Origin of the sequence: Escherichia sp. WS1265 (assembly GCF_046487585.1) — a bacterium.
In the GTDB taxonomy this organism is placed as follows: domain Bacteria; phylum Pseudomonadota; class Gammaproteobacteria; order Enterobacterales; family Enterobacteriaceae; genus Escherichia; species Escherichia coli.
The window spans coordinates 21,352-45,755 of the sequence record NZ_JBJQJE010000017.1 but is presented as its reverse complement, the minus strand read 5'-3'; the positions used below and the strand labels follow the sequence as shown (position 1 = coordinate 45,755).

Genomic DNA, 24,404 nt, shown 5'->3' with positions numbered 1-24,404 from the left:
ACGTTCCCTGAAATAAAAGAGACCCTACGCTTTCCAAAAGGAATACGTATATAGAGAAATATAAGGTGTGCACTTTCGAATTTTCAATCCAACCTCAGCAGGCCGATGGATAGTATCCCGCTGCATAATATGAGTAAATCCGCTGATTTCCTGGAACGTGAGGAATATAACAATAGTGCCGTTTTTAACCAAATATCGTAAAAAATATTAGATATAATTCACGCTGACTCATAAGCCACAAATATAAATAACGCTTAAACAAATTATCTGAGAAATTTAAACATTCACAAAATCATTAAATAATGATACTTTATTCACAAAATTTATCCTTCACTCTGCTTTATATTGTCACGACTTCGTGACATATCCGCGCTCATCACAAACCCGCCCCGCGATTACAATTGACTGAAATATTTCATCGACCATTTCGTTGTACTCGCATAATGCTCTCGGGAAATGAGTCTTCGGCCATCCAGCTTGAGTTTGCGTCCTGAAGTTGCTCTTTATCCCAGTCAGAGTACAGGACTTTATCTCTGATGCGGCGAACGTATTTTTTAGCCTCGAGTTGATACTGGCCTGCCGAATTAATAAACGAGAAATTCATGCCGCTTTTATCCGCTTCTTTGGCTTGCGCCACCAGCGTTTCCAGTTCAGACACTTTCTTCATTGCCGCTTCTGCATCAAACTTATTTTGCGATATCAGGTTATTAATTTGTTTCGCTGAAATCATAACTACCAGAGAGTAGTAGTGGAATGTTTTCCCTTCTCTTTCTTCAATATTTTTCAATTCCCTAAGCTGACGCTTGTCATTAATTTCCTGAATCGCCGCATGATAAGATTCTGCTACAGGTTCAAAGGCTTCAAGATTTTTTAAGAATGTCTGGTGCAGCGTTTTCCCTTTCGCAAACGCATCGTCTTTATAATTTTCCTGGGTGTAATATTTATCCATTTCGTTAATGGTATTACCCAACGCCACGGCAGCATCAATATAACTTACCGCCACGCCATCAATAGGTTGCAGCGCAGGCGTTAACGCCACTACACGCATTTTGTTTATAAATAAAATAATAAAATTCACGAAATGAATAAGTCCTGCAATTTAATATATATCGCAGGACTTATTTTAATTAATTGCTCAAACGCTGCGGATGGGTATAAACCGTTGCCCGACCCGGTTTACAAAAGCCCACCAGCGTCAAATTACAGCGTTCAGCCACTTCTACAGCAAGTGTAGTCGCGGCAGACACCGCAAACAAAATCTCTACGCCACACATCGCCGACTTTTGCACCATTTCATAACTGGCACGACTGGAAACCAGCACCGCACCTTGCTGCCAGCTTTCCCCTTCTTGTGACCGGCGGCCTAACAGTTTGTCCAGCGCCACATGGCGACCCACGTCTTCATGCCCGCCGACCAGTTCGCCAGATGGCAACATCCATGCAGCGGCGTGAGTACAACCAGTCAGTTGCCCCACTGGCTGGAAATCATTGAGATGACGTAATGCATCATCCAGTTTGTTGAGATCAAACGTCTGGGTGAACGGCAGCGGCTGCACCGGTTTTCCGATATCGTTAAGCTGTTCCACGCCGCACACGCCGCAGCCTGTACGCCCGGCCAGCGCCCGGCGACGTTCCTTCAACCCCATAAAGCGGCGGCTGGAAAGCTCAATTTGCACTTCCAGACCATTACAGGAAGGAACGACATCCATACCGAAGATATCGCGTGGACTTTCGATAATCCCCTCGGAAAGCGAAAAACCGAGCGCAAAGTACTCAAGGTCTTTGGGTGACGCCATCATCACTACATGCGAAATGCCGTTGTAGACCAGCGCAACGGGAACCTCTTCCGCCACCTCATCTAACCGTGGGTGTTGTAAATCATCACGCCGCCATAACTCAATTTGACGAACACCTGTGACATTTGTCACATTTTCGATTTCTTTTTGCTGTGTTTTTTTCACTTTCTCTTAACCAGATAAGAACACACACACCAACATTATGGTATTCTGTTACAAACCCTTCCTGGATGGAGGGAAATTGAGCCAATTCTGGACCTTTGCGGCCCCTTCCGCAAAGAAAAATAACTCCCACTCCCTGCACACGCAGCAAGCGAATGTAAATGGGACGTGACAATGTCGAAACAAGGAGCAATCCATGCAGGTCAGCAGAAGGCAGTTCTTTAAGATCTGCGCTGGCGGTATGGCAGGCACCACGGCAGCGGCACTGGGTTTTGCACCCAGCGTAGCACTCGCGGAAACCCGGCAGTATAAACTGCTGCGCACCCGCGAAACCCGTAATACCTGCACCTATTGTTCCGTAGGCTGTGGGCTGTTGATGTACAGCCTCGGTGACGGAGCAAAAAACGCCAAAGCATCTATCTTCCATATCGAAGGCGATCCGGATCACCCGGTCAACCGCGGTGCACTTTGTCCGAAAGGCGCTGGCCTGGTGGATTTCATCCACTCCGAAAGCCGTCTGAAGTTTCCGGAATACCGTGCGCCAGGTTCTGATAAATGGCAGCAAATCAGTTGGGAAGAGGCGTTTGATCGCATCGCCAAACTGATGAAAGAAGACCGCGATGCTAACTACATTGCGCAAAACGCCGAAGGCGTGACTGTTAACCGCTGGCTCTCCACCGGGATGCTGTGTGCTTCCGCGTCGAGTAACGAAACCGGCTATTTAACGCAAAAATTCTCCCGCGCGCTGGGTATGCTCGCGGTCGACAACCAGGCGCGTGTCTGACACGGACCAACGGTAGCAAGTCTTGCTCCAACATTTGGTCGCGGTGCGATGACCAACCACTGGGTCGACATCAAGAACGCCAACCTCGTCGTGGTGATGGGCGGTAACGCCGCTGAAGCTCACCCGGTCGGGTTCCGCTGGGCGATGGAAGCCAAAATTCACAATGGCGCGAAGCTGATTGTGATCGATCCTCGCTTTACGCGTACGGCGGCGGTGGCTGACTACTATGCCCCTATTCGTTCCGGTACTGACATTGCTTTCCTGTCAGGCGTATTGCTGTACCTGCTGAACAATGAAAAATTCAACCGCGAATACACCGAAGCCTATACCAACGCCAGCCTGATCGTGCGTGAGGATTACGGCTTTGAAGATGGCCTGTTCACCGGCTACGACGCGGAAAAACGCAAGTACGATAAATCCTCCTGGACTTATGAACTGGACGAAAACGGCTTCGCCAAACGCGATACCACGCTGCAACATCCGCGCTGCGTGTGGAACTTGCTGAAACAGCACGTTTCCCGCTACACGCCAGATGTGGTTGAAAACATCTGTGGTACGCCAAAAGACGCGTTCCTGAAAGTCTGCGAATACATCGCCGAAACCAGTGCTCACGATAAAACTGCCTCGTTCCTGTATGCCCTAGGCTGGACGCAGCACTCCGTTGGTGCGCAAAACATTCGTACGATGGCGATGATCCAGCTGCTGCTCGGCAATATGGGGATGGCCGGCGGCGGCGTTAACGCCCTGCGCGGTCACTCCAATATTCAGGGGCTGACGGACCTGGGGCTGCTGTCGCAGAGCCTGCCAGGTTACATGACGCTGCCAAGCGAGAAGCAGACCGATCTGCAAACCTACCTTACCGCCAACACGCCAAAACCGCTGCTGGAAGGCCAGGTAAACTACTGGGGCAACTACCCGAAATTCTTCGTCTCTATGATGAAGGCCTTCTTTGGTGATAAAGCGACGGCGGAAAATAGCTGGGGCTTTGACTGGTTGCCGAAGTGGGATAAAGGCTACGACGTCCTGCAATACTTCGAGATGATGAAAGAAGGCAAGGTCAATGGCTATATCTGCCAGGGCTTTAACCCTGTTGCCTCATTCCCGAACAAAAACAAAGTGATCGGTTGTCTGTCGAAACTGAAGTTCCTCGTCACTATCGACCCGCTGAACACTGAAACCTCTAACTTCTGGCAGAACCACGGTGAGCTGAACGAAGTGGACTCGTCGAAGATCCAGACCGAAGTGTTCCGTCTGCCATCGACCTGCTTTGCGGAAGAGAACGGTTCAATCGTTAACTCAGGTCGCTGGTTGCAGTGGCACTGGAAAGGTGCGGACGCCCCGGGGATTGCGCTGACTGATGGCGAGATCCTCTCCGGTATCTTCCTGCGCTTGCGCAAGATGTATGCCGAACAGGGTGGCGCGAACCCGGACCAGGTGCTGAACATGACCTGGAACTACGCCATTCCGCATGAGCCGAAGTCGGAAGAAGTGGCGATGGAGAGCAACGGTAAGGCGCTGGCCGATATTACCGATCCGGCAACCGGTGCGGTTATTGTCAAGAAAGGCCAACAACTTAGCTCGTTCGCTCAACTGCGCGATGACGGTACAACCTCCTGTGGCTGCTGGATTTTCGCCGGTAGCTGGACGCCGGAAGGCAACCAGATGGCGCGTCGTGATAACGCCGATCCGTCTGGCCTCGGTAACACGCTGGGCTGGGCATGGGCATGGCCGCTTAACCGCCGCATTCTGTATAACCGCGCCTCCGCAGATCCGCAGGGTAACCCGTGGGATCCGAAGCGTCAGTTGCTGAAATGGGACGGCACCAAATGGACCGGCTGGGATATTCCGGACTACAGCGCAGCGCCTCCGGGCAGTGGCGTCGGGCCGTTTATCATGCAGCAGGAAGGCATGGGGCGTCTGTTTGCCCTCGATAAGATGGCGGAAGGTCCGTTCCCGGAACACTACGAGCCGTTTGAAACGCCGCTGGGAACTAACCCGCTGCATCCAAACGTTATCTCGAACCCGGCTGCGCGAATCTTTAAAGACGACGCCGAAGCATTGGGTAAAGCCGATAAGTTCCCGTATGTCGGAACCACCTATCGTCTGACCGAGCACTTCCACTACTGGACCAAACACGCGCTGTTGAACGCGATTTTGCAACCAGAGCAGTTTGTGGAAATCGGTGAGTCGCTGGCGAATAAACTTGGCATTGCCCAGGGCGATACCGTGAAAGTCTCCTCCAACCGTGGCTATATCAAAGCCAAAGCGGTGGTGACCAAACGTATTCGCACGCTGAAAGCGAACGGCAAAGATATCTATACCATCGGTATTCCGATTCACTGGGGCTATGAAGGTGTTGCGAAAAAAGGCTTTATTGCCAATACGTTAACGCCATTCGTTGGTGATGCGAACACGCAGACGCCAGAGTTTAAGTCCTTCCTTGTGAATGTGGAAAAGGTGTAACGGAGACGACATATGGCTTATCAATCTCAAGATATCATTCGTCGTTCCGCGACTAACGGTCTGACCCCCGCGCCTCAGGCGCGGGACTTCCAGGAAGAAGTGGCGAAACTCATCGACGTCACCACCTGTATCGGCTGTAAAGCCTGTCAGGTGGCGTGTTCAGAGTGGAACGACATTCGCGATACCGTCGGCAATAACATTGGGGTGTACGACAACCCCAATGATTTAAGTGCCAAATCGTGGACGGTAATGCGCTTCTCGGAAGTGGAGCAGAACGACAAACTGGAATGGCTGATCCGCAAAGACGGCTGTATGCACTGTTCCGATCCAGGCTGCCTGAAAGCGTGCCCGGCGGAAGGTGCAATTATTCAGTATGCCAACGGTATCGTCGACTTCCAGTCCGAGCAGTGCATTGGCTGCGGTTATTGCATTGCGGGCTGTCCGTTCGACATTCCGCGCCTCAACCCGGAAGACAACCGCGTCTACAAATGTACGCTGTGCGTTGACCGCGTGGTGGTTGGGCAAGAACCGGCCTGCGTGAAGACCTGCCCAACGGGCGCGATTCACTTCGGTACGAAAGAGTCGATGAAAACGCTGGCGAGCGAGCGCGTGGCGGAGCTGAAAACTCGCGGTTACGACAATGCGGGTCTGTACGATCCGGCAGGCGTTGGTGGTACACACGTCATGTACGTGCTGCACCATGCTGACAAGCCAAATCTGTATCATGGCTTGCCGGAGAACCCGGAAATCAGCGAAACCGTGAAATTCTGGAAAGGCATCTGGAAACCGCTCGCAGCTGTTGGCTTTGCGGCTACCTTCGCGGCCAGTATCTTCCACTACGTGGGTGTCGGTCCGAACCGTGCGGATGAGGAAGAGAATAATCTGCACGAAGAGAAAGACGAGGAGCGCAAATGAAACGACGTGACACCATCGTGCGCTACACCGCGCCGGAACGTATCAACCACTGGATCACCGCCTTCTGCTTCATCCTGGCGGCGGTGAGCGGGCTTGGCTTTTTGTTCCCGTCCTTCAACTGGTTGATGCAAATCATGGGCACACCGCAGCTGGCGCGAATTCTGCACCCGTTTGTCGGTGTGGTTATGTTTGCCTCGTTCATCATCATGTTTTTCCGTTACTGGCATCACAACCTAATCAATCGGGATGATATCTTTTGGGCGAAGAATATTCGTAAGATCGTCGTCAACGAGGAAGTAGGTGACACCGGGCGTTATAACTTCGGTCAGAAATGCGTTTTCTGGGCGGCGATTATTTTCCTGGTTCTGCTGCTGGTGAGCGGCGTGATTATCTGGCGTCCTTATTTTGCGCCTGCTTTCTCAATCCCGGTGATCCGATTTGCGTTAATGCTGCATTCATTTGCCGCAGTGGCGTTAATTGTGGTTATCATGGTGCATATCTACGCCGCCCTTTGGGTGAAAGGCACGATTACCGCCATGGTGGAAGGATGGGTTACCAGCGCCTGGGCGAAGAAACATCACCCGCGCTGGTACCGTGAGGTCCGCAAGACAACGGAAAAGAAAGCTGAATGAGTATTCGCATAATCCCGCAAGATGAGCTGGGTTCGAGCGAGAAACGTACGGCGGATATGATTCCGCCGTTATTGTTCCCTCGGCTCAAGAATTTATACAACCGCCGCGCCGAGCGTCTGCACGAGCTGGCAGAAAATAATCCGCTGGGTGATTACCTGCGCTTTGCTGCGCTTATCGCCCACGCCCAGGAAGTGGTGCTGTACGACCATCCGCTGGAGATGGATCTGACCACGCGCATTAAAGAAGCCAGCGCACAAGGCAAGCCCCCGCTGGATATTCACGTTCTGCCGCGTGATAAGCACTGGCAAAAGCTGCTGATGGCGCTGATTGCTGAGCTGAAACCTGAAATGAGCGGCCCGGCGCTGGCAGTGATTGAGAATCTGGAGAAGGCATCGACTCAGGAGCTGGAAGATATGGCCAGCGCACTGTTTGCCTCTGATTTCTCGTCCGTCAGCAGCGATAAAGCGCCGTTTATCTGGGCTGCACTGTCGCTCTACTGGGCGCAGATGGCCAATCTGATCCCCGGCAAAGCGCGTGCGGAATATGGCGAACAACGTCAATATTGCCCGGTTTGTGGTTCTATGCCGGTGTCCAGCATGGTGCAAATTGGCACCACTCAGGGTCTGCGTTACCTGCACTGCAACCTGTGCGAAACCGAATGGCACGTGGTGCGCGTAAAATGCAGCAACTGTGAACAGAGCGGCAAACTGCATTACTGGTCGCTGGATGACGAACAGGCCGCGATTAAAGCCGAAAGCTGCGATGACTGTGGCACTTACCTGAAGATTCTTTATCAGGAAAAAGAACCGAAAGTTGAAGCCGTGGCAGATGACCTCGCCTCTCTGGTACTGGACGCGCGAATGGAGCAAGAAGGCTACGCCCGCAGTTCCATCAACCCGTTCCTGTTCCCGGGTGAAGGGGAGTAATCTCTGACGTTTTCCGGGTGGCGCTGGTCGCCCGGATTACAGCTCATAGGGTGTGACGACACTATCTCTCGTATTCCGCGTTACAACCTCAAGCTATGCCGCCAGTGCCTGTTTTGCCTCAATTTTCACACTGAGAAAATCGATAAGGATATCGATATCAAATAGCCAAATCTTTTTGCCATTACCATTCCTCGCGCAGCTTACGCTGGTATTCGACACCATCTTCCTCACTCCCTTGCCAGATGCCAAAAGCACTGGCTCTTGCTGTTTGCGATTGATTTACCAGGTATTGATCTACTGCTTCCCGTAATAGCTCCGCACGAGGAAGATTACGCTGCACCTCGAGATCATCAAGTTGCTTAAACAACTCATTCGATAAATTGAGTAAAATTCTGCCCATATCTATACCTGCCAGAGAGTTCATAAATATCTCGCCAATATCATTTTTGAATCTATGGAGAGAAAAGTACCCTTGCCGAATCTTTAAAGAAAGCGCATTTACGCATCATTTTTTATTTTTGCGAGGCGTTTTCCAGATATGATGTAACAGTTGCTGTTATTATAAGTTCAAGTAAAACAGCCTTGTATTAATACCAGAATAAGGGCATCTGTTTTTTTATATTCAAGAATGAAAAATTTTTGTCATTCCTTATGCTCCTTACACTGATCATCAACACCAACTACCTCCCCCTTTTTCCTGCCTCCCTTTGCTTTACGCACCGGGAATTGCTGACGTTCCAGATATTGCTCTACCGCTTCGCGTAAAATTGCAGATCGTGAAACCTTACGCCAGCCCCTAAGCTTGTTCAGCCGTTTAATTGCCTCTTCTGATAAATGAAGAAAAACCGTATTCATCGCCATTACCAATACCTTACATATATTACTCATTAATGTATGTGCGAAAATTACGCCGAAAAATCATTTAAAAAAAGCGGATTTTTGCATGCTGTTTTGTTTTTGCGAGACGTTTTCCAGAAATAATAAGAACGTTGCAGTTGTTTCATTTATTAATCAAAAATGGTTTGGTTATCGCCCAGGATGAGATATGGGTGCTATGAATATATTATATTCAGGGATGTTTATTTTTTGATTGGATCTTCATTTGCATAATCTGAATGGTGTACCCGAAAAACGTCAGCATCCTAACAGCACCAGGATTTAAGGTGAAATTTAACATCCATCACAGACCGTTCAATGCTGCCACCAACCGGTCTTTACTTGCTCGTCGTTATAATTTTGTGGGTAACAGTTCGGGAAACAAGGAATTCCTTCCGGAATATCCCTGACATCATCCGCTAGCATTGTCGTCAATCATCGGCGCGACGATGAGTTTTTTTAATCGCATCATAGGGTGGCAACGGTCAGCACGATACGGGTCATAGCAAAACTCCTGCACAGGCGGCCACTATGCCGCTTTCACAGGAGTTCTGAATGCTAGTGCTTTCTGTATGGCTTCGCTATGCCCCTCGCGGCTAAGCGCCTGCACACATCTCTCTTTGAATGTCATTTTTGCAATGCATTGTCCGAATTCTGATAATCCTAATGAGTTTTACCCGTCAGACTCCCATCCCTACGGTATACGAGCTAGATTCATGAATGAAATCGACATTTTTAAAAAACGAATCTTGTAAAACATCCGTGTTGATATTACCTTGCAACCCAACATTAAATTTGTTAGAGAGATGAAGAACTCGAATATCAAAAAGGTCTTTTAACATCATTAATTCTTTGGCTGTTAATGAATCGCAGTTAAAATATCCCTGTTGATCAAAAAGATTTTCTATTTCTCCATCATCGGCGAGGCGTTTTTCAAAGAGTGTTTGCAACATCGAGTTGCCAAGGACAATGGATATCGTGCGATCTTTCGCAGATTTACACCCCATCACAACGGCAACATTCGTATCTCCCTCAGGAATTTCATTTATCGCCGTCGCTAAAATGGTGGTCAAACACGCAAACGGAACTGTATTTCTTTCGTGATTTAATTTATCTACCAGTTCATTCCATTTATCAAAAGCCGGGCTATATTTGTTGCGCACAGAAATATCCGACTGGTTAAACAATTCAGCCATGCGTTTTTTTATCATCTCGATATCCGGCGAACCAGAAAGACTTTGCGCATAATACGGTCCTGATGATGTTGCATACATTAAAGCCGATCCCACGCCTGTCGCCATGATGGGCGCAGCTGCGGTTTTGGCAAGGGCGACGCTGCGATGGCTATGCGCTTCACAGGCTAAAGGAACATATTCCACTGACTGCGGTAATTCCTTACATGCCTCCCTCATCATTGCGGTATGCTTTACAAACAACGGTTTTTCACTGCCCAAAAAAACCTTCTGCTTAATTGCACTAAGAAAACGTAAATCCAAAATGATTGTTTTTGGTTTATTATTTTTTGGCACATTTCCCATTATCCCGCTAAGAACCTTCCTTGCTGCATGGAGATTTTTTTGCACAGCACATAACACAATTGACGAAGCCTTCTCTACTTCGTTATTGATTTTAATTTTAAAATCTGCCCGATATACGTTGACGGGCAATGCAAGTATATCTGGACCTACATCTTTGACTGAGTATTTATTGGTGATCGACGGCCGTGAATCCACGAGAAAACTTAGCCGCAAATTATGCTCTATATTACCAGCTGTTTTTGTGTTGTGATTAAACATAGAGATGCCACCTCTCATTCTTTCACACATATCCTCAACTTTTTCACTTCGTTCTTGCGGCAATTTGGCTTTAACGTTAATTTGATGATTTTTACCGGTGCATTCCTTTACTACAAGAGGAACGTTATCTAAAGTGCCATATAGACTAATAACGTCACCAGGATTTTTATCATGTAAGTACGTTTGATTAATACTCGAGGCATTCACAAAGAGGTCAATATTATAACTGTTTATAACTTCACCTACATCAAATGTGTAGTGCTTACTCTGGAGGCTGCCATCCTTATTTAATTGTATATCAATCAATATATCCCCGGACTTTGTCACCATATCTTTGCCATAAACCATTTGCATAGCCATTTCGAGGAGATTTTTATCTAACTGATTGCGGGCGTTGAGTAAGCGACTACCAAATAATTTATATACTGTTCCCGTCATTGCCAGCGCTGCGCTTTCTGGTACTTTGCGTTTCCACAGTGAGGTTTCTTTATTTTTAAACAGGTCATATTTATTATTACTCGACAACCCGAGTTTAAGTTCGTTAACACAATCGCACAGTTGCTCCTCACCTTCCATTTTAAGGCAAAGTGAAAATTGATTTAATAGCGTTTGCTTCAGTGATTCATTACTCATTAGCTGTTTTTCTAAATTAACAATAGAATAACTTTCTTGTTTAATGAGATTAATATTGGCAACCATTACAGCCTCCTTCCCACGGTTTAAGAGCAAACATGCCACATAATTATTTACAACATCCAGAAGCAGTAAATGAATGATACTGACAATGACGCCACCCCATTATCTTTGCATAATGTTTGTTAGCTATAGACTTTAAAAATATTTATGAGAAAAGTATGGCACCAGAGAGGGTTTTGACTATCAAAAATCGCTCAAATCTGAACTAATATTATGAATTAAGCATTATCGGCGATAATAGCCACTCAGCTCTACAAATAATGTTTAAATGCTCCTGAAAAGTGATGTAGCAAGACACGTATGGTGCCAACGAAGAATAAAAATTTATAGAGTTCTTATTCAATATAACCGGAATAGTCAGAGACTGATGTAAATGACCTGAAAGAATGAGAGAGGCAGCACCGCCCCTCTCCATCAGCTACTCTTCTTCGTTCCCGCCCTCTTCATACGGGCCAAATGGCTTCGCGGGCAGAACGATATACGTGCCTTCAAACACTGCACCCGGCGTCTCGTCGCCAAAGATTTCGACCTGCATTTGTACCCGCGCTTTGCGCCCGCGCGCCAGACGGTCGAGATCGCCGCTTAAGGCACCGAGGTCGGCTACCGCATGAGGTTTACCGCTGATTGGTTTGCTGTAACGGATATGCGCATCCGCAAGAATAATCGTTCCGCCGAGGTGCCGTTCACGCAGCATCAGCCAGATAAGCCCCCAACCGGTGAGCGTAGCCAGTGAGAATAAACTCCCGGCAAACAGCGTATGGTGCGGATTCTGATTACCGGTTTCCGGCATGGTGGTGATAAATTTTTGCCCGGTATATTGTTGAATACGCACGCCCATTTTTTCACTCAGCGGGATATGTTCGTACCACGCCTGTTGCAGCTGCGCGCACCAGTCGCCGCGATGCAAAATATCATCCAGAGTGGCGACAGGTTTTATCATCAAAAAATGGCGAATCGGCGTGGTGGTTGGCGTGGTGATCTCCCCTTGATTGACAAACCCCAGCTTGGCGAAAAACTCCACCGCGTCTTCGCGGGCGCTACAGGTCACGCGCTTAACACCTTCCTGACGCGCCACCGACTCCAGGGTCATCGCCATCAGCGTTCCTAACCCTTTGTCCTGCACCTCCGGGTGAACGGCCATAAAGCGAATGGACGCTTCATTGTCGGCATTAATATACAATCGGCCTACCGCCACCAGATTACCCTGCTCGTCGACGACCATCTGGTGATGCGCCATCGCATCCCACGCGTCGCGTTCCGAACCTTTTGGTTGATGCAGGGGCTTACGCAACATTTCCCAGCGAAACTGATAGTAACGCTCTAACTCTTCTTCTGTTTGTGGAACCCGAAGGTGATACATAGCGATACTCTCTCTTGTTTCCCGTGACAAACCTGGAAGCTGGCTCATACCTGCAACCAGAATGTCACGGGGCCATCATTGACCAGCGATACCTGCATATCCGCAGCGAAGCGTCCTGTTTGCGTGTTCATCTCTTGCTGACGGCAGCGTTCGACGAAATAGTCATATAACGCCTCTGCGCGATCCGGTGATGCACCTTTGGAGAAACTTGGACGCATCCCCCGTTCGGTATCTGCGGCGAGGGTAAACTGGGAAACCACCAGCACACTGCCGCCCGCCTGTTGCACGTTGAGGTTCATCTTGCCTTCGGCATCGCTAAAGATGCGATAGCCGAGCACACGCTCGCACAGACGGTTTGCTTTCTGTTCGTCGTCATCCTTTTCGACACCCAATAACACCAAAAGTCCCGCGCCAATTTCGCCCGTCACTTCTCCCTCCACGGTGACGCTGGCACGGGTTACGCGTTGAATTAATGCAATCATGGTTCGTCGTCTTCTTCTTGTTCAGCTGCTTGTTTTAGTTTGCGGTATTCCCCGAGAGTGACAGTAATTTCCGCGCCAAGCAAGACGATACACCATGTCCAGTAGACCCAAACAAAGAGAATGGGGATCACCGCCAGCACGCCGTAAATGAGCTGATATGACGGGAACATGGTGATATAAAGCGCGAAACCTTTCTTTCCTGCTTCGAACAGGAGTGCAGCGACAAACGCGCCGACAATCGCGTCGCGGTTAGGTACGCGGATGGTAGGAACAATGCTGTACAGCAACCAGAAGGAGATCCACGACAACAGCAGCGGAAAAATACGCAGCACGTTGTCAATGACAGTATTGAGATCGCTCGCCCAGCGCAGGGAGAGCAAATAGGAACTGATCGCCAGACTGGCCCCTGCCAGCAGCGGCCCCAGCGTTAAAATCATCCAGTACACGGCAAACGAGTAAATTTTTGGTCGCGCTCGTTTACTGCGCCAGATGGTATTCAACGCGCTATCGATGGAGTACATCAACAATAACGCGGTGACGATCAGCCCGCACGCCCCAACGGCGGTCATCTTGTTGGAATTGGCAACAAATTGTTCGATATACCGCTGAATAACATCGCCAGTAGCAGGCAGAAAGTTGGCAAAAATAAAGTGACGCAACTGAATGCTGACGTCGGAAAACATGGGAAAAGCGGCGAAAAGCGCAAAAACAACGGCAACCAGCGGCACTAATGAGAGCAACGACACATAGGCAAGGTTACCTGCCAGGGTTGTCATGTTGTCCTCATCAATGCGTTGCCAGAGTAGTTTTAGCCAGGCCCATAGTGGACGGGTACGGTGCCTGGCTTTGTCCTGAATGGTTTTTAGCATAACACCTTCGCGAAATAGTCCGGGATGGTGGTTTTATCTTTCACCAGAATACTGGTAATGCCTAGCTGATTCGCTCCTTCTATATTATCGGCGTTATCGTCGAAAAAGACCGTATCGCTGGGTGAAAAACCTTCTGCCTGCAAAACATGCTGATAAATTCGTGCTTCAGGTTTGCGCATCCCCAGATCTTGCGACAGATAGATATGGTCAGCAGCATCACGGATTTCCGGGTATTCCTCCGGCCAGAAGGTAGTATGCAGGCGGTTAGTATTGGAAAGCACCACCACGCGATGCCCCTGCTCACGCAGTTTATGCATGATGGCGATCACTTCCGGGCGCAGCGCAACAAACACCGCCTGCCAGCCGTGAGAGAACTGCTCGTAGCTTAGCGGCAGGGCCATCTCATGACACAGCGCCTCTGCGAACGCTTCGTCGCTAATTTCCCCACGCTCATGCTGATGAAACGCCTCGCCCATGTGGAAACTCTTCTTAAGCGTAGCCAGTGGAACACGCGTTAAATCGCTCCAGGCTCCCAGCACACGGTTAAAGTCGATATCGACAATCACATTACCTAAATCAAAGATATAGAGCATTTTGCCTCCTTTCGCGCCACAAGAAATTAACTGTAGCGGGAAAGGATGGGTTTGGCTATGTGGCAATAAGGGTAATCTTGTGATGCTGATTGCGAAAAAGCAGAGTAATTTCACTGGCTTTTTCGCAATAGATGAATGGTTAAAATTGCCAACGAGTTTCGATGACCAGCGGCTTATCTGGTGTCACAAATTCCGGCGTTAGATTTATTGCGTTAGGTGCCTGAGTCAGCGGGTTAATACAGGTGGCATCGGGCTGTTTATCAAATACCACCAGACTGTTTGCAGAAGAGGTCATGGTCATCGCGAGTTCACCAGGCCACAGTAACTTAACCTTCACCCCGTCATAAAAACCAAAACAGTCATCCCAGGGACCGACTTGAGGAGAGATACGATTTCCAGTTGGCAGTTCATCACTACCCGCTTCTTCTTGCCAGTCCGCATCAAAAAGCACCTGCAACGATTCTGTATTTTGCGGAGTCAGCTTTTTCGCAAACCACGGATGCCAGCCAGCGGAGGCCGGGAATGTATCGGCATATGAATGGACTTCCAGTTGCAAAACCAGCGCATCGTTCTCCAGCAAAAAAGTCTGAATCACTTCCCCTTGCCAGGGCCACGGTGAAGCCAGGGGCATACGTAAAGTCAGGGAATCTGCTGTTTTGTCGATGATTTCCCACGTTGAGTAACAAGCCATACCATGCAACGCATGCGGTGGTTTATTGGCGGGTAAAGAATAACATTGCCCACCAGCATTCAGCGTCGCATTCCCCAGTCGCCCTGCCCACGGCACCATTGGGAAACAGCCATACTGAAAAGCTCTGCGCTGCGGCTGCCATTGGCGTAATACTTCAGAACCAAATGCCTTTAACGAGGTTATCCTGGCACCATCATGCGGATAAATCTGCAGGTGAATATTGCCTTTTTCCAGCGTCACTAACTCTCCTACAGGCCCAGGCCATGGCGCGTCAAACGCCTGTTGTAGCGCCAGGTAATGCTCGTTTTTTCGTTCAGTTTTCATGAGATTGTTCCCTGATGTAGCGGTAAGAAGCGGTTTCTTGTTCATCGGTCGGCTCAATCAGCCAGACGCAAACAAAGGAAAGAACTGAGACAGCAAATAAAAACAGAGCGACATACCACGGTTTTCCTCCCCCTAGCGCCAGCAAACTTGAGGCGATAAGGGGGCTTAGTCCGCCAAGAATCGCGGAAAATTGATAAGCAAAAGAAAGGCCGGTATATCGTACTTTGGTACCGAACATGCGGGTGAAAAGTGTTGGCTGCACGGCAAACATCATCGTCGGACCTAAGTTGTAGCCGAGGATCATACTGCACCAGATGATGAGCGTACTTTTGCTATCCAGTAATAAGAAGAAAGGAAACGCGAACAGGACACAAAATCCTGCTCCCGACAAATACAGACTTTTTTGACCTATACGATCTGATAACCATCCAACCAATGGACAACTGAAAATACCGATCGCCGAGGCAATCAACATACCCGTCAGGGGAATATCTCGCGACAATGCTAATTGGCTGGAAATATAGACAATACCAAAGGCGTTAATAATATTAGAGGAGACACTTTCCGCCAGCCTCGCACCCAGTGCCAATAAAATATTTCGTGGATATTTTTTGAATAATTCAATCAACGGAGGAACGGACTTTTCTTTATTATTCGTCGTTTTTTGCTTTTGAAAATCCAGCGTTTCTTCGGTATGCAGGCGGATAAACAGCCCAACGATCAACATCACCGCAGAAAGCCAAAACGGAATGCGCCATCCCCAGGAGAGAAACTGCTCCGAAGTAAGAAAATGGTTACAGAGAGCAAAAATACCGGTTGCCAGCATAATACCCACAGACGCAGCCGTTTGCGGGAGTGAACCTAAAAATCCGCGTCGGGATTCGGGCGCTGATTCTATGGTCATCAATGCCGTTCCGCCGTACTCGCCACCAAGACCAAAGCCCTGAATTAAACGTAGCACCATTAATATGAGCGGTGCCCAGATCCCAATTTCCTGATACGTCGGAATAAAACCAATCAAAAATGTGGAGCAACCGACAATAGCCAGCGTCCAGATAAGCGTTATTTTTCGCCCGATTTTATCGCCAAAATGACCAAAGACGATGCCACCTAAAGGACGAGTCAGAAAACCGACACCAAAGGTCGCAAAGGAAGCTATAAGACCTATAAAAGGATCGCTGTCTGGATAAAACAGCGGTGCAAATACCAGTCCTGCTGCCGTGCCAAAAATAAAGAAGTCATACCATTCCATTAACGCGCCTGCGAAACTGCCCATAACGACACGTCTCATGGCTTTACCGGAAAGCCCTTCACGCGGTGCGGGTAACTTTTCAGACATAATTTTCCTCTCCTGGTAGGCGAGAAATCTGGGATACGAACCACTAAACGTGGGCAGTTTGAATTAATGCGCATCGGTTTAAGCCGATGCGCATTAATTTATTTCTTCAATTCAGCCAGAACCTCTGCATCCTCAGCGTCAACATTTGCTCCCAAAGGTTCCCAATTAATCAATACACAGGTCAGGAATCCCAGGAATGGCACGATTGCCAACCAGTAAAACGCTTCAGTTTTCAACGCACCCCACAGCATCGGCCAGAAAATGAGTCCTGCAATTGCCCCTGTGCGCATAATAGCGCGGGCAAATCCGACCCCAGTAGGGCGAATAGCGGGAGGATAAGAGAGTGTGGCAATGGTCATGCCCAGCCCACCAGGACCCGCTGAATGGAAGAAAATAATTGATCCCAATAACCCTAAAGACAGCCAGGGATTAGTCGTTGCCAGTGCTCCTAACGACAGCAATGCTAAGGTCACAACAGCAAATCCATACATCGACTGTCGGCGAGTACCCAGTCGTTGGAGAATAAACGAGCCGATCATCCCACCAGTCACCCCACAAAGGGCATTTACGACAGCAGAACCTGTCAACGCGCCAGTAAGCCCTCCGCTTATTATTCCCGCCAACGTAAGAGGAAGATAAACGCCTACGGCGTTATATTGCCACGCCTGCATGGTTGCCACGACACAGCCAAGGATGGTGCGTTTGCGGTAACGATCATTAAATAAGATGCCATATCCACCACTGTATTTATTCTCTGCTTTTTCCGAGGATCTTGCTTCTGCTGTACCCGGTGCTGCAACGCGAGCCTGAACTCCATAACGTTTTCCCAGAATGTCGCATGCTTCCTGGTAACGCCCGACGCGTGCGGCCCACATTGCGGATTCACCAATAAAGAAGTAACGCAAAATCATGAAGATGACTGCAAAAATAGCTCCGATGAATATTCCGTAACGCCACAATTGTTCTTCAGCGATACCCGACAGAAGCAGCGGCAAAAGCACCAAATAAACAACGGTTGTCGAAACATACCAGGCCATTTGCCAGAGGTTGACCGACGTTCCGGTTTTCTTCGACGTTGAACCACGAAGCTCTGCCACGGCATTAGTTGCCAAAGGGAAGTCGATGCCTAAACCAAAGCCCATGATGACGCGGCACACCAGCACCCACCAGATACTGGGAGCAATAGCTACCGCTGCAGCACCGATGGTGCACAGCCCCATGCCAATAATAAATGCCCGCTTTTGCCCAAAGCGGTTTATTACTCGGTTCGCTAATAAACCGCCAATTAACGCGGCGATTAATACTGATGCATTGACGGTTGCAGCAAGACCCGGCGAAATGCCGAATTGAGCGGCAATGTATTTATTACCAAACCCCACCATCGCCGCCTGGTAGGCATCAATCAATATGCCGCCCAAAGCAATAAAAATAACGCCGATACTGGTGTTGATTGCAGAGTTCTTATTAACAATATCAATTACGTCCTGTGGCCGACTAATTGAATAAGTTGCAGGACTGGTGATTTGACTCATCGCAGTGTCCTTTTTAATTGTTGTAGGGTGGCGCTGACGTGACGCAGCGCCAGACAGAGATTTAGAAAATCATTCCGGCGCAAATTGCAGCATGACCTTTATGGAGTCATTTTGCTGCGCGCGTTCGAATGCCGCCGCTGCATCCTCAATGGCAAATAAATCGGTAACTAGTTCACTGGTATCAAACCGCCCATCCGCCAGCCATTCGATAACAGCATCGAAATCTTCAGGGATGTACATGCCAGAGTTGAGCAAGTCACGCTCGAAACGTTGCATCATCGGTAATGGTATTTCACGCGGCCCACTTGGTACGCCCATGCACACGACGGTGCCTCCGGCATATACACGGGTACATGCATCGTTAAGCGTGGCCTGCGCTGCAACGACATCAATCGCCCCCGTAAATCGCACATCTGCGGCCAGCTCACCTGGTGCCCAAACTTCTGCTGCGCCCAGCTTTAACGCCAGCGCGCGTTTGGCAGCGTCAGGTTCAATCACGGTAATCTTACCTGCCCCCATAATGCGCAGTGCCTGCACGATGGATAAGCCTATCGTTCCGGCACCAATCACCAGTACGCTTTCCAGAGAAGCTTTCGGCATTCGGTTAACGCAGTGACGAGCACAAGCCGCCGGTTCGGCAAAGGCCAACACTTTTAGCGGTAAAGAGGCTGGTGCGACATGGCAATTACGCGCAGGAACAATGTGTTGTGAGCGAGCAAAGCCCGGTGCGCGAAAACCAGCAACCTGCGGTGGTTCACAAAGATTAAAACGTCCTGCTTTGCAAGCTCGGCATTCCATGCAAGCCATGATGGGATCGACCACAACATGATCGCCCGGCTGTACATTTCTAACGTCGCTGCCCACTTCCGTAACGCGCGCTGCAATTTCATGACCGGGGACGACAGGCGGTTTGGCAAACGGATGACCGCCTTTCAGAACATGCAGATCCGAACCGCATATCCCGTAGAACACGGGCGCAATCCGTACTTCGTGCGGTTTAAGTTGCTGGTGTGGTACTTCAACATATTGAGTGGTGACTTTCCCAATATCTGAAAATAAAACCTGGGTAATTTTATCCATTGTTATTCTCCAGAATCGATATCCATAGGGGATTAGCGTTGCGCGATACCTTCATCGACAATTTCAGCCAGCCGTTGTAAACGAGGAACAGAGACATCGCGCAGCATAGTTTGTGGATCTTGTGCACCAACAACCGACGCCCAAACCGCTCGTCCAGCCAGGAAGCCCGACGCACCACCTTTCATGGCAATACTTACTGCACGGCCAAAAATATCGGCATCAACGCCAGAAGAAAGAATTACCCACGGCATCTTCATCTGATCGTTAAGTTGCTGACAGGCGGCAAGTAAGGTTTTTTCATCGCCTTTGCCCCCTAATGGCATCTCGGCTTTGTAAAGATCAGCCTCTGTTCCACCAAGCTCTGCGGCGGCGGCAACAATGGCGCTTTCACGATCAAAGTCCCAACCGCGACGAGGTGGACGCACCACAGGTTCAATAATGCTAACCAGCCCGGCACTACGGCAGCGACGAACAAATTTATCAACCATTGCCAGACGTTCCTCTGCGGGTTCATCTTCACGCCAGAGTACAAGTAATTTCATTGCCTTAGCCCCCATTTCACGGGCTTTATGCGGGTCGACGGACATATCTATTTCAACGCTATCAACCGGGAGGCCATTACCTGGGATAAAAAGATCGGCAGCGACAATCAGGCCGCAAGAATTAGCCACAGCGCCCTGCGCGACTATTTGTTCAAGACAAAATTGTTTATCCGCCAGAACGGCAGAAGCATAAGGAGAAAGGATTCGGGTCGCGGCAACTTTAAAATCGGTGAGTACACTGTCGGCGATGGGTTTTGGCTGCCCTGCTGCCGCAAACATCAGGCGCATGGCCTCACGCTGATCGACAGCTAACATGGCGAATCCACCACCTGGGCGGGAGATATCTTTCAGCGTAAATGGGGTGAAGTGGGATGACATAGAAACTCCTGTTAATAGATAAAATTAAAGACCAGCCTGCTGGCGAACCTGATTTAGCAGGGCGCTCCAGTCCTGCCGCCCTTTGCCGTCTTGACTTGCTGCGGCGTAATAACTTTCTGCTGCAATCCCCATATTGAGCGGTGCCCCCGTCTCCCGAGCGACGTCAACTGCAATACGCAGATCTTTCAACGCCAGATCCACCATGAAGGCGGGTGAAAGATCGCCTTTCAGCACTTTGCCAGGCCAGGTGGTCGTAAAATGTCCTTTCCCTGCTGCCGTACCACTCATCACCTTAATTGCGACATCAAGATTTAATCCCAGTGACTCACATAACACAGCGGCCTCGGAGGACAGCGCATTAAGCGCAATGCTCATATAGTTGTTAATTAGCTTCACGCGGATCCCCATTCCTGGGCCGCCAGCCTCGACCAGCTCATTACCCATGCACATGAGAATCGGGCGTGCACGTGCAATCTGCTCATCAGTGCCACCCGCTAAAATCAGCAATGTGCCATCAATCGCATTCACGGACGTTCTGCCCACGGGAGCGTCCATCATACTGATGCCTTTTTCTTGTAACTCCCGTATTAATGCATCGGTCTGTAAGGGATGAATAGTCGACATATCAATCAATAACGCGTCAGATGAAACAGCCTCACAGACGCCTTTTTCCCCCAACAGAACCTGTCGAACAATGTCACCATTGGGAAGCATAGTGATGATAAATTCAGCGCCTGCTGCTGCTTCCGCTGGGGTTTGTGCCGCAGTGGCCCCCTGCGTAACTAGCACATCGACGGCCTGTGCATTGACATCAAATACCTGCAATGAATGCCCTTTTTGCAATAGATTGTTAGCCATTGGGCTACCCATCTGCCCCAGCCCGAGAAATGCAATGGTTGCCATGAATACTCTCCTGTCTGACATTGACAAAATAATGACAATTGAAAATTTGTTTTCGTCTGTTTTTGAGCATATTTGTAATTTATGTTCAAAAACACGACACACATCACTAATTTGATCATTTGTGTCATTTAAATTGACCAAAGACGACAAAATTAAACAGGACAAGACAAATATGACCAGAATTGCATGCGTGGGTATCACAGTTCAGGACAGGATTTATTCTTTGCCCACTCTGCCGGAGGGCGGCGGGAAATATCAAGCAAATCATTATCTTGAGATTGGTGGCGGCCCGGCAGCAACAGCCGCTGTTGCAATCGCAAAGCTTGGCGTGGAGGTTGATTTCATCGGTCGCGTCGGCGATGACAGTTGTGGAAATACCTTACTTGCAGAACTTGAGGGTTGGGGCGTCAATACCGCATTTTGCCGCCGATATCCTAACGCCCGTTCGTCGCAATCAGCGATCCTCGTTGATCAGCATGGCGAACGGATTATCGTTAATTATCCAAGTCCTGATCTCGGTACTGATGCCGAATGGTTAGAAGCGATCGATTTCTCTCGTTATGATCTGATTCTGGCCGATGTTCGCTGGCATAGCGGTACTGAAAAAGCATTCTCGCTAGCGCGCCTTGCGGGTGTGACAACGCTTTTAGACGCCGATATGACACCGCAGGATATTTCTCCACTTGTCGCGCTTGCCGATCACGCCGTGTTCTCAACACCAGGGCTGAAACGCATGACTGGCCTGCAGTCACCTGAAGAAGGTTTGTTCCAGGCAACGACACAAACAGCAGGTAAAGTGTATGTTACGCTGGGTTCTGAAGGATCGTTGTGGATTGAAGATGGTCATTTGTGTCAACAGGAGGCATTTTCTGTCAATGTGGTTGATACCACTGGAGCAGGCGATGTTTTTCACGGCGCACTCGCGGTAGCGTTGGCAGAAAAAATGCCAACAAAAGAGGCTATTCGTTTTGCCAGTGCGGTTGCCGCGATGAAATGTACCCAGCCTGGCGGTCGGGCCGGCATTCCTAATCGTGAGCAAACCGAATCATTTTTGTCACTTTATGCGTAAAATGGTAAACATCTACCGAGGAGGGGCAAGGGAGTATTCATGAGTATCATCGAAGTGACAGGTAATCCACGCCATGACCAACTCGTTCATCTAATCGCAGAACGCGGTTATATGAATATTGAAGAACTGGCACAACTGCTGGATGTTTCAACGCAAACCGTGCGCCGGGATATCCGAAAACTCAGTGAGCAGGGCTTGATCACCCGTCATCATGGAGGGGCCGGGCGCGTCTCCAGCGTCATGAATACCGCTTTTGAGCAACGGGAACTTTCGCTCACCGCCGAGAAACGGGCGATCGCTGAGGCAGTCGCCGATTACCTTCCCGAACGCTGTACCGTCTTTATCACCATCGGTACAACCGTAGAAGCCGTTGCCAGAGCATTACTCAACCGGCGTGATTTACGCATTATCACTAACAGCCTACGTGTGGCACAGATTCTTTATAAGAATCAGGATATTGAAGTGATGGTGCCGGGAGGCACTTTACGCGCTCATAACGGCGGGATTATCGGCCCAGGAGCCGTGGATTTTATTGAAGGCTTCCGCGCAGATTATTTAATCACCAGTATAGGTGCCATTGAACATGACGGCACCCTACTGGAATTTGATGTAAATGAAGCGTTAGTCGCGAGAACGATGATTAAACATGCGCGGAATACATTGTTAGTGGCCGATCATACGAAGTTTGCCGCGTCTGCTGCCGTTTCAATTGGCAATGCACGGAATGTCAGGGCTTTTTTTACTGATGCCCCGCCTCCCAATTCTTTCTGCCAGTTGTTAAGTGAAGAGAATGTTGAACTGGTGGTTGCCGAGCAAGAAGTATCCTGAAATTGAAACTTCGGTTGATACGGTTTCCGTTGGCCGGATTAAGCACATCCGGCCATTAATTAAGCTTCAGCCGCCAGCATCTCTTTCTTACGTTGGCTAATACGCTTAACCAGCATTACGGAAACCACCGCACCACAGAATGCGAAGCAGGCCATAATGCCAAACACGATTTTGTAGCCAATAATCCCCGGATTTAAATCCAGAATGTAGCCATACAGACTGAAGCAGAACATCGCCGGGGCGTAACCAATAAAGCTACCCAACGCCATCGCCGCGCCTGTTTTATTTTCAGCAATTTTTGCTTCGCCGATAGGTGCAAAAAATACGGCTCGCTGTGTAAAGACTATCGCGCCAAAGCCCAGCGTACATGCCATCCCTAAATAGACCGGCATACTTTCGTGCGGCAGCATAATCAACAGTACGAGCGCAGCGGTACTGATGATAAAGGTGTAGCATAGATATTTACTCGGCGATTTCAGGATCTTATCTGAAATCATGCCACCAATCGGTCCACCAATCATTTTCAGACAGTATTGGTTAATGATGCCGTAAGCCCCCACCAGCGCAACGGGCAATAGATAGATGTTTTTCAGGAATGGAATGAAGAATGTTAGGCCACAGTAAACCGCGTAAACGAAGAAGACGTTGAAAGCGATAAGCCAGATGGTTTTGTCTCTCAGCACCGAGGTCATACTGGTGTTTTGCGATGCTCCGTCTTCTTTTTTCACCTCAACGGACGGTGCCTCTTCTTTGTCATTCAGGACAAAGAAAATGATAATGCCTACGGCAATCACAATAAGGGAATAGAACCAGATGCCTGCTTTAAAACCCAATAAGCCACTGCCAAACCAGGTAAATACTGCTAACGCAGAAAATGCCACCACGGTATCGACAATGCCACGCCCTGTTTCGAAGAAGCCAAACAACCGACCTTGTTGTTCGCTATTGCCCAATCGACTTACCGACTTGAGCAAGACCGGCCAGTTCATCATGTCGCAAGTAACGCCAAATAGCGCCCAGACAAAGAGGATGCCCCAATACCCCGGCATTGTCGTCAAATAAACACCCAGTAATCCTGTCGCAATGAGTGAGAATGACATGGTGTATCTGCGCGGTAGTTTATCGGCAAAATAAATAGACAGAAAAAAACCCACTGTCGTGACAAATGAGTTTACCGACATAGCATTACCAATTTGACCATTGGTCAAATGGAAATATTCCTGCATCGGGATATAAAACGCATCTTTCAGAGACGGTAATTTATAAATTGTACCGCCACACAGTGTTAATAGACTAAATAACGCCCATTTCTTTTTCGTGAGCATAACATCCCCTAAGCGATTTTTAAAATCACTGTTTTAAAGGCAA

General features: G+C 49.0%; 21 protein-coding genes and 2 pseudogenes. 6 read left to right on the top strand and 17 right to left on the bottom strand.

Going from position 1 to position 24,404, the window contains the following annotated elements:
• Positions 1-348: 348 nt before the first annotated feature.
• Both ACJHX3_RS16980 and fdhD read right to left on the bottom strand, forming a co-directional pair.
• A pseudogene (locus ACJHX3_RS16980) lies at positions 349-1,039 on the bottom strand (YiiG family protein); the annotation flags it as partial.
• A gap of 88 nt (positions 1,040-1,127) precedes the next feature.
• Positions 1,128-1,961: a formate dehydrogenase accessory sulfurtransferase FdhD gene (gene fdhD / locus ACJHX3_RS16975; RefSeq protein ID WP_000753597.1), complete on the bottom strand. Its 834-nt coding sequence runs from the start codon at positions 1,959-1,961 to the stop codon at positions 1,128-1,130.
• A gap of 193 nt (positions 1,962-2,154) precedes the next feature.
• Here fdhD and fdnG point away from each other — a divergent pair, with 193 nt between their 5' ends.
• From fdnG to fdhE, 4 genes are read left to right on the top strand one after another with little or no spacing between them, the layout of a single operon-like run.
• Positions 2,155-5,205, top strand: a complete 3,051-nt coding sequence (gene fdnG / locus ACJHX3_RS16970) for a formate dehydrogenase-N subunit alpha (RefSeq protein ID WP_109538242.1) — start codon at positions 2,155-2,157, stop codon at positions 5,203-5,205.
• A gap of 12 nt (positions 5,206-5,217) precedes the next feature.
• Positions 5,218-6,120 carry a formate dehydrogenase O subunit beta gene (fdoH, locus tag ACJHX3_RS16965; protein ID WP_000331377.1) on the top strand — a complete coding sequence of 301 codons (903 nt, stop codon included), beginning with the start codon at positions 5,218-5,220 and terminating at the stop codon, positions 6,118-6,120.
• Entirely contained in the window at positions 6,117-6,752 is a 636-nt protein-coding gene (gene fdoI, locus ACJHX3_RS16960) for a formate dehydrogenase cytochrome b556 subunit (protein ID WP_000829013.1), read from the top strand. Before fdoH ends, fdoI begins: the two co-directional genes overlap by 4 nt.
• Entirely contained in the window at positions 6,749-7,678 is a 930-nt protein-coding gene (gene fdhE, locus ACJHX3_RS16955) for a formate dehydrogenase accessory protein FdhE (RefSeq protein WP_025210068.1), read from the top strand. The genes fdoI and fdhE overlap by 4 nt, the downstream gene beginning before the upstream one ends.
• Positions 7,679-7,859: 181 nt before the next feature.
• Here the strand turns inward: fdhE and ACJHX3_RS16950 are convergent, their stop codons facing one another.
• The 14 genes and pseudogenes from ACJHX3_RS16950 to yihU all read right to left on the bottom strand — a co-directional run bounded on the left by ACJHX3_RS16950 (position 7,860) and on the right by yihU (position 21,139).
• Positions 7,860-8,102 carry a CopG family transcriptional regulator gene (locus tag ACJHX3_RS16950; RefSeq protein WP_001309881.1) on the bottom strand — a complete coding sequence of 81 codons (243 nt, stop codon included), beginning with the start codon at positions 8,100-8,102 and terminating at the stop codon, positions 7,860-7,862.
• A 218-nt stretch (positions 8,103-8,320) separates the two neighbouring features.
• A complete protein-coding gene (locus tag ACJHX3_RS16945; protein WP_123058368.1) occupies positions 8,321-8,539 on the bottom strand; it encodes a CopG family transcriptional regulator in 219 nt (72 codons plus the stop codon).
• Between the two features lie 695 nt (positions 8,540-9,234).
• On the bottom strand, positions 9,235-10,149 hold the full coding sequence (locus ACJHX3_RS16940) for a transposase (protein ID WP_140427154.1): 915 nt from the start codon (positions 10,147-10,149) through the stop codon (positions 9,235-9,237).
• 12 nt (positions 10,150-10,161) lie between these two features.
• Positions 10,162-11,049 (bottom strand): annotated as a pseudogene (locus tag ACJHX3_RS16935) (hypothetical protein); the annotation flags it as partial.
• A 415-nt stretch (positions 11,050-11,464) separates the two neighbouring features.
• Positions 11,465-12,406 (bottom strand): fatty acid biosynthesis protein FabY, encoded by a 942-nt coding sequence (gene fabY / locus ACJHX3_RS16930; protein ID WP_039720258.1) that lies wholly within the window; start codon positions 12,404-12,406, stop codon positions 11,465-11,467.
• Between the two features lie 44 nt (positions 12,407-12,450).
• Positions 12,451-12,888 carry a D-aminoacyl-tRNA deacylase gene (gene dtd / locus ACJHX3_RS16925; protein WP_000560983.1) on the bottom strand — a complete coding sequence of 146 codons (438 nt, stop codon included), beginning with the start codon at positions 12,886-12,888 and terminating at the stop codon, positions 12,451-12,453.
• Positions 12,885-13,757: a virulence factor BrkB family protein gene (locus ACJHX3_RS16920; protein ID WP_000920762.1), complete on the bottom strand. Its 873-nt coding sequence runs from the start codon at positions 13,755-13,757 to the stop codon at positions 12,885-12,887. Before ACJHX3_RS16920 ends, dtd begins: the two co-directional genes overlap by 4 nt.
• Positions 13,751-14,350: a glucose-1-phosphatase gene (gene yihX / locus ACJHX3_RS16915; RefSeq protein ID WP_001315111.1), complete on the bottom strand. Its 600-nt coding sequence runs from the start codon at positions 14,348-14,350 to the stop codon at positions 13,751-13,753. The genes ACJHX3_RS16920 and yihX overlap by 7 nt, the downstream gene beginning before the upstream one ends.
• Before the next feature lie 139 nt (positions 14,351-14,489).
• Entirely contained in the window at positions 14,490-15,365 is an 876-nt protein-coding gene (locus ACJHX3_RS16910) for an aldose 1-epimerase (RefSeq protein ID WP_094308650.1), read from the bottom strand.
• On the bottom strand, positions 15,355-16,704 hold the full coding sequence (locus ACJHX3_RS16905) for an MFS transporter (RefSeq protein WP_094321789.1): 1,350 nt from the start codon (positions 16,702-16,704) through the stop codon (positions 15,355-15,357). The genes ACJHX3_RS16910 and ACJHX3_RS16905 overlap by 11 nt, the downstream gene beginning before the upstream one ends.
• Before the next feature lie 98 nt (positions 16,705-16,802).
• Positions 16,803-18,236 carry an MFS transporter gene (locus ACJHX3_RS16900; protein WP_000078430.1) on the bottom strand — a complete coding sequence of 478 codons (1,434 nt, stop codon included), beginning with the start codon at positions 18,234-18,236 and terminating at the stop codon, positions 16,803-16,805.
• A 69-nt stretch (positions 18,237-18,305) separates the two neighbouring features.
• Positions 18,306-19,316, bottom strand: a complete 1,011-nt coding sequence (locus tag ACJHX3_RS16895; protein WP_000357983.1) for a zinc-dependent alcohol dehydrogenase — start codon at positions 19,314-19,316, stop codon at positions 18,306-18,308.
• A gap of 32 nt (positions 19,317-19,348) precedes the next feature.
• The gene (locus ACJHX3_RS16890; RefSeq protein WP_000094538.1) at positions 19,349-20,236 is read right to left on the bottom strand and encodes an aldolase; all 888 of its coding nucleotides are present in this window, start codon (positions 20,234-20,236) and stop codon (positions 19,349-19,351) included.
• A 24-nt stretch (positions 20,237-20,260) separates the two neighbouring features.
• The gene (yihU, locus tag ACJHX3_RS16885; protein WP_001306655.1) at positions 20,261-21,139 is read right to left on the bottom strand and encodes a sulfolactaldehyde 3-reductase; all 879 of its coding nucleotides are present in this window, start codon (positions 21,137-21,139) and stop codon (positions 20,261-20,263) included.
• A 172-nt stretch (positions 21,140-21,311) separates the two neighbouring features.
• Here yihU and ACJHX3_RS16880 point away from each other — a divergent pair, with 172 nt between their 5' ends.
• Positions 21,312-22,208, top strand: a complete 897-nt coding sequence (locus tag ACJHX3_RS16880) for a sugar kinase (protein WP_000196715.1) — start codon at positions 21,312-21,314, stop codon at positions 22,206-22,208.
• A 39-nt stretch (positions 22,209-22,247) separates the two neighbouring features.
• Entirely contained in the window at positions 22,248-23,036 is a 789-nt protein-coding gene (locus ACJHX3_RS16875; RefSeq protein WP_000022286.1) for a DeoR/GlpR family DNA-binding transcription regulator, read from the top strand.
• A 59-nt stretch (positions 23,037-23,095) separates the two neighbouring features.
• Here the strand turns inward: ACJHX3_RS16875 and ACJHX3_RS16870 are convergent, their stop codons facing one another.
• Positions 23,096-24,361 (bottom strand): MFS transporter, encoded by a 1,266-nt coding sequence (locus ACJHX3_RS16870; protein ID WP_000956320.1) that lies wholly within the window; start codon positions 24,359-24,361, stop codon positions 23,096-23,098.
• Between the last annotated feature and the right edge of the window lie 43 nt (positions 24,362-24,404).

Bases quoted from the DNA above. Each gene is read 5' to 3' on its own strand.
- fdoH (WP_000331377.1), top strand. From the start codon at position 5,218: ATGGCTTATCAATCTCAAGATATCATTCGTCGTTCCGCGACTAACGGT.
- fdoI (WP_000829013.1), top strand. From the start codon at position 6,117: ATGAAACGACGTGACACCATCGTGCGCTACACCGCGCCGGAACGTATC.
- fdhE (WP_025210068.1), top strand. From the start codon at position 6,749: ATGAGTATTCGCATAATCCCGCAAGATGAGCTGGGTTCGAGCGAGAAA.
- ACJHX3_RS16950 (WP_001309881.1), bottom strand. From the start codon at position 8,102: ATGAACTCTCTGGCAGGTATAGATATGGGCAGAATTTTACTCAATTTA.
- ACJHX3_RS16945 (WP_123058368.1), bottom strand. From the start codon at position 8,539: ATGGCGATGAATACGGTTTTTCTTCATTTATCAGAAGAGGCAATTAAA.
- fabY (WP_039720258.1), bottom strand. From the start codon at position 12,406: ATGTATCACCTTCGGGTTCCACAAACAGAAGAAGAGTTAGAGCGTTAC.
- dtd (WP_000560983.1), bottom strand. From the start codon at position 12,888: ATGATTGCATTAATTCAACGCGTAACCCGTGCCAGCGTCACCGTGGAG.
- ACJHX3_RS16920 (WP_000920762.1), bottom strand. From the start codon at position 13,757: ATGCTAAAAACCATTCAGGACAAAGCCAGGCACCGTACCCGTCCACTA.
- yihX (WP_001315111.1), bottom strand. From the start codon at position 14,350: ATGCTCTATATCTTTGATTTAGGTAATGTGATTGTCGATATCGACTTT.
- ACJHX3_RS16910 (WP_094308650.1), bottom strand. From the start codon at position 15,365: ATGAAAACTGAACGAAAAAACGAGCATTACCTGGCGCTACAACAGGCG.
- ACJHX3_RS16905 (WP_094321789.1), bottom strand. From the start codon at position 16,704: ATGTCTGAAAAGTTACCCGCACCGCGTGAAGGGCTTTCCGGTAAAGCC.
- ACJHX3_RS16900 (WP_000078430.1), bottom strand. From the start codon at position 18,236: ATGAGTCAAATCACCAGTCCTGCAACTTATTCAATTAGTCGGCCACAG.
- ACJHX3_RS16895 (WP_000357983.1), bottom strand. From the start codon at position 19,316: ATGGATAAAATTACCCAGGTTTTATTTTCAGATATTGGGAAAGTCACC.
- ACJHX3_RS16890 (WP_000094538.1), bottom strand. From the start codon at position 20,236: ATGTCATCCCACTTCACCCCATTTACGCTGAAAGATATCTCCCGCCCA.
- yihU (WP_001306655.1), bottom strand. From the start codon at position 21,139: ATGGCAACCATTGCATTTCTCGGGCTGGGGCAGATGGGTAGCCCAATG.
- ACJHX3_RS16880 (WP_000196715.1), top strand. From the start codon at position 21,312: ATGACCAGAATTGCATGCGTGGGTATCACAGTTCAGGACAGGATTTAT.
- ACJHX3_RS16875 (WP_000022286.1), top strand. From the start codon at position 22,248: ATGAGTATCATCGAAGTGACAGGTAATCCACGCCATGACCAACTCGTT.
- ACJHX3_RS16870 (WP_000956320.1), bottom strand. From the start codon at position 24,361: ATGCTCACGAAAAAGAAATGGGCGTTATTTAGTCTATTAACACTGTGT.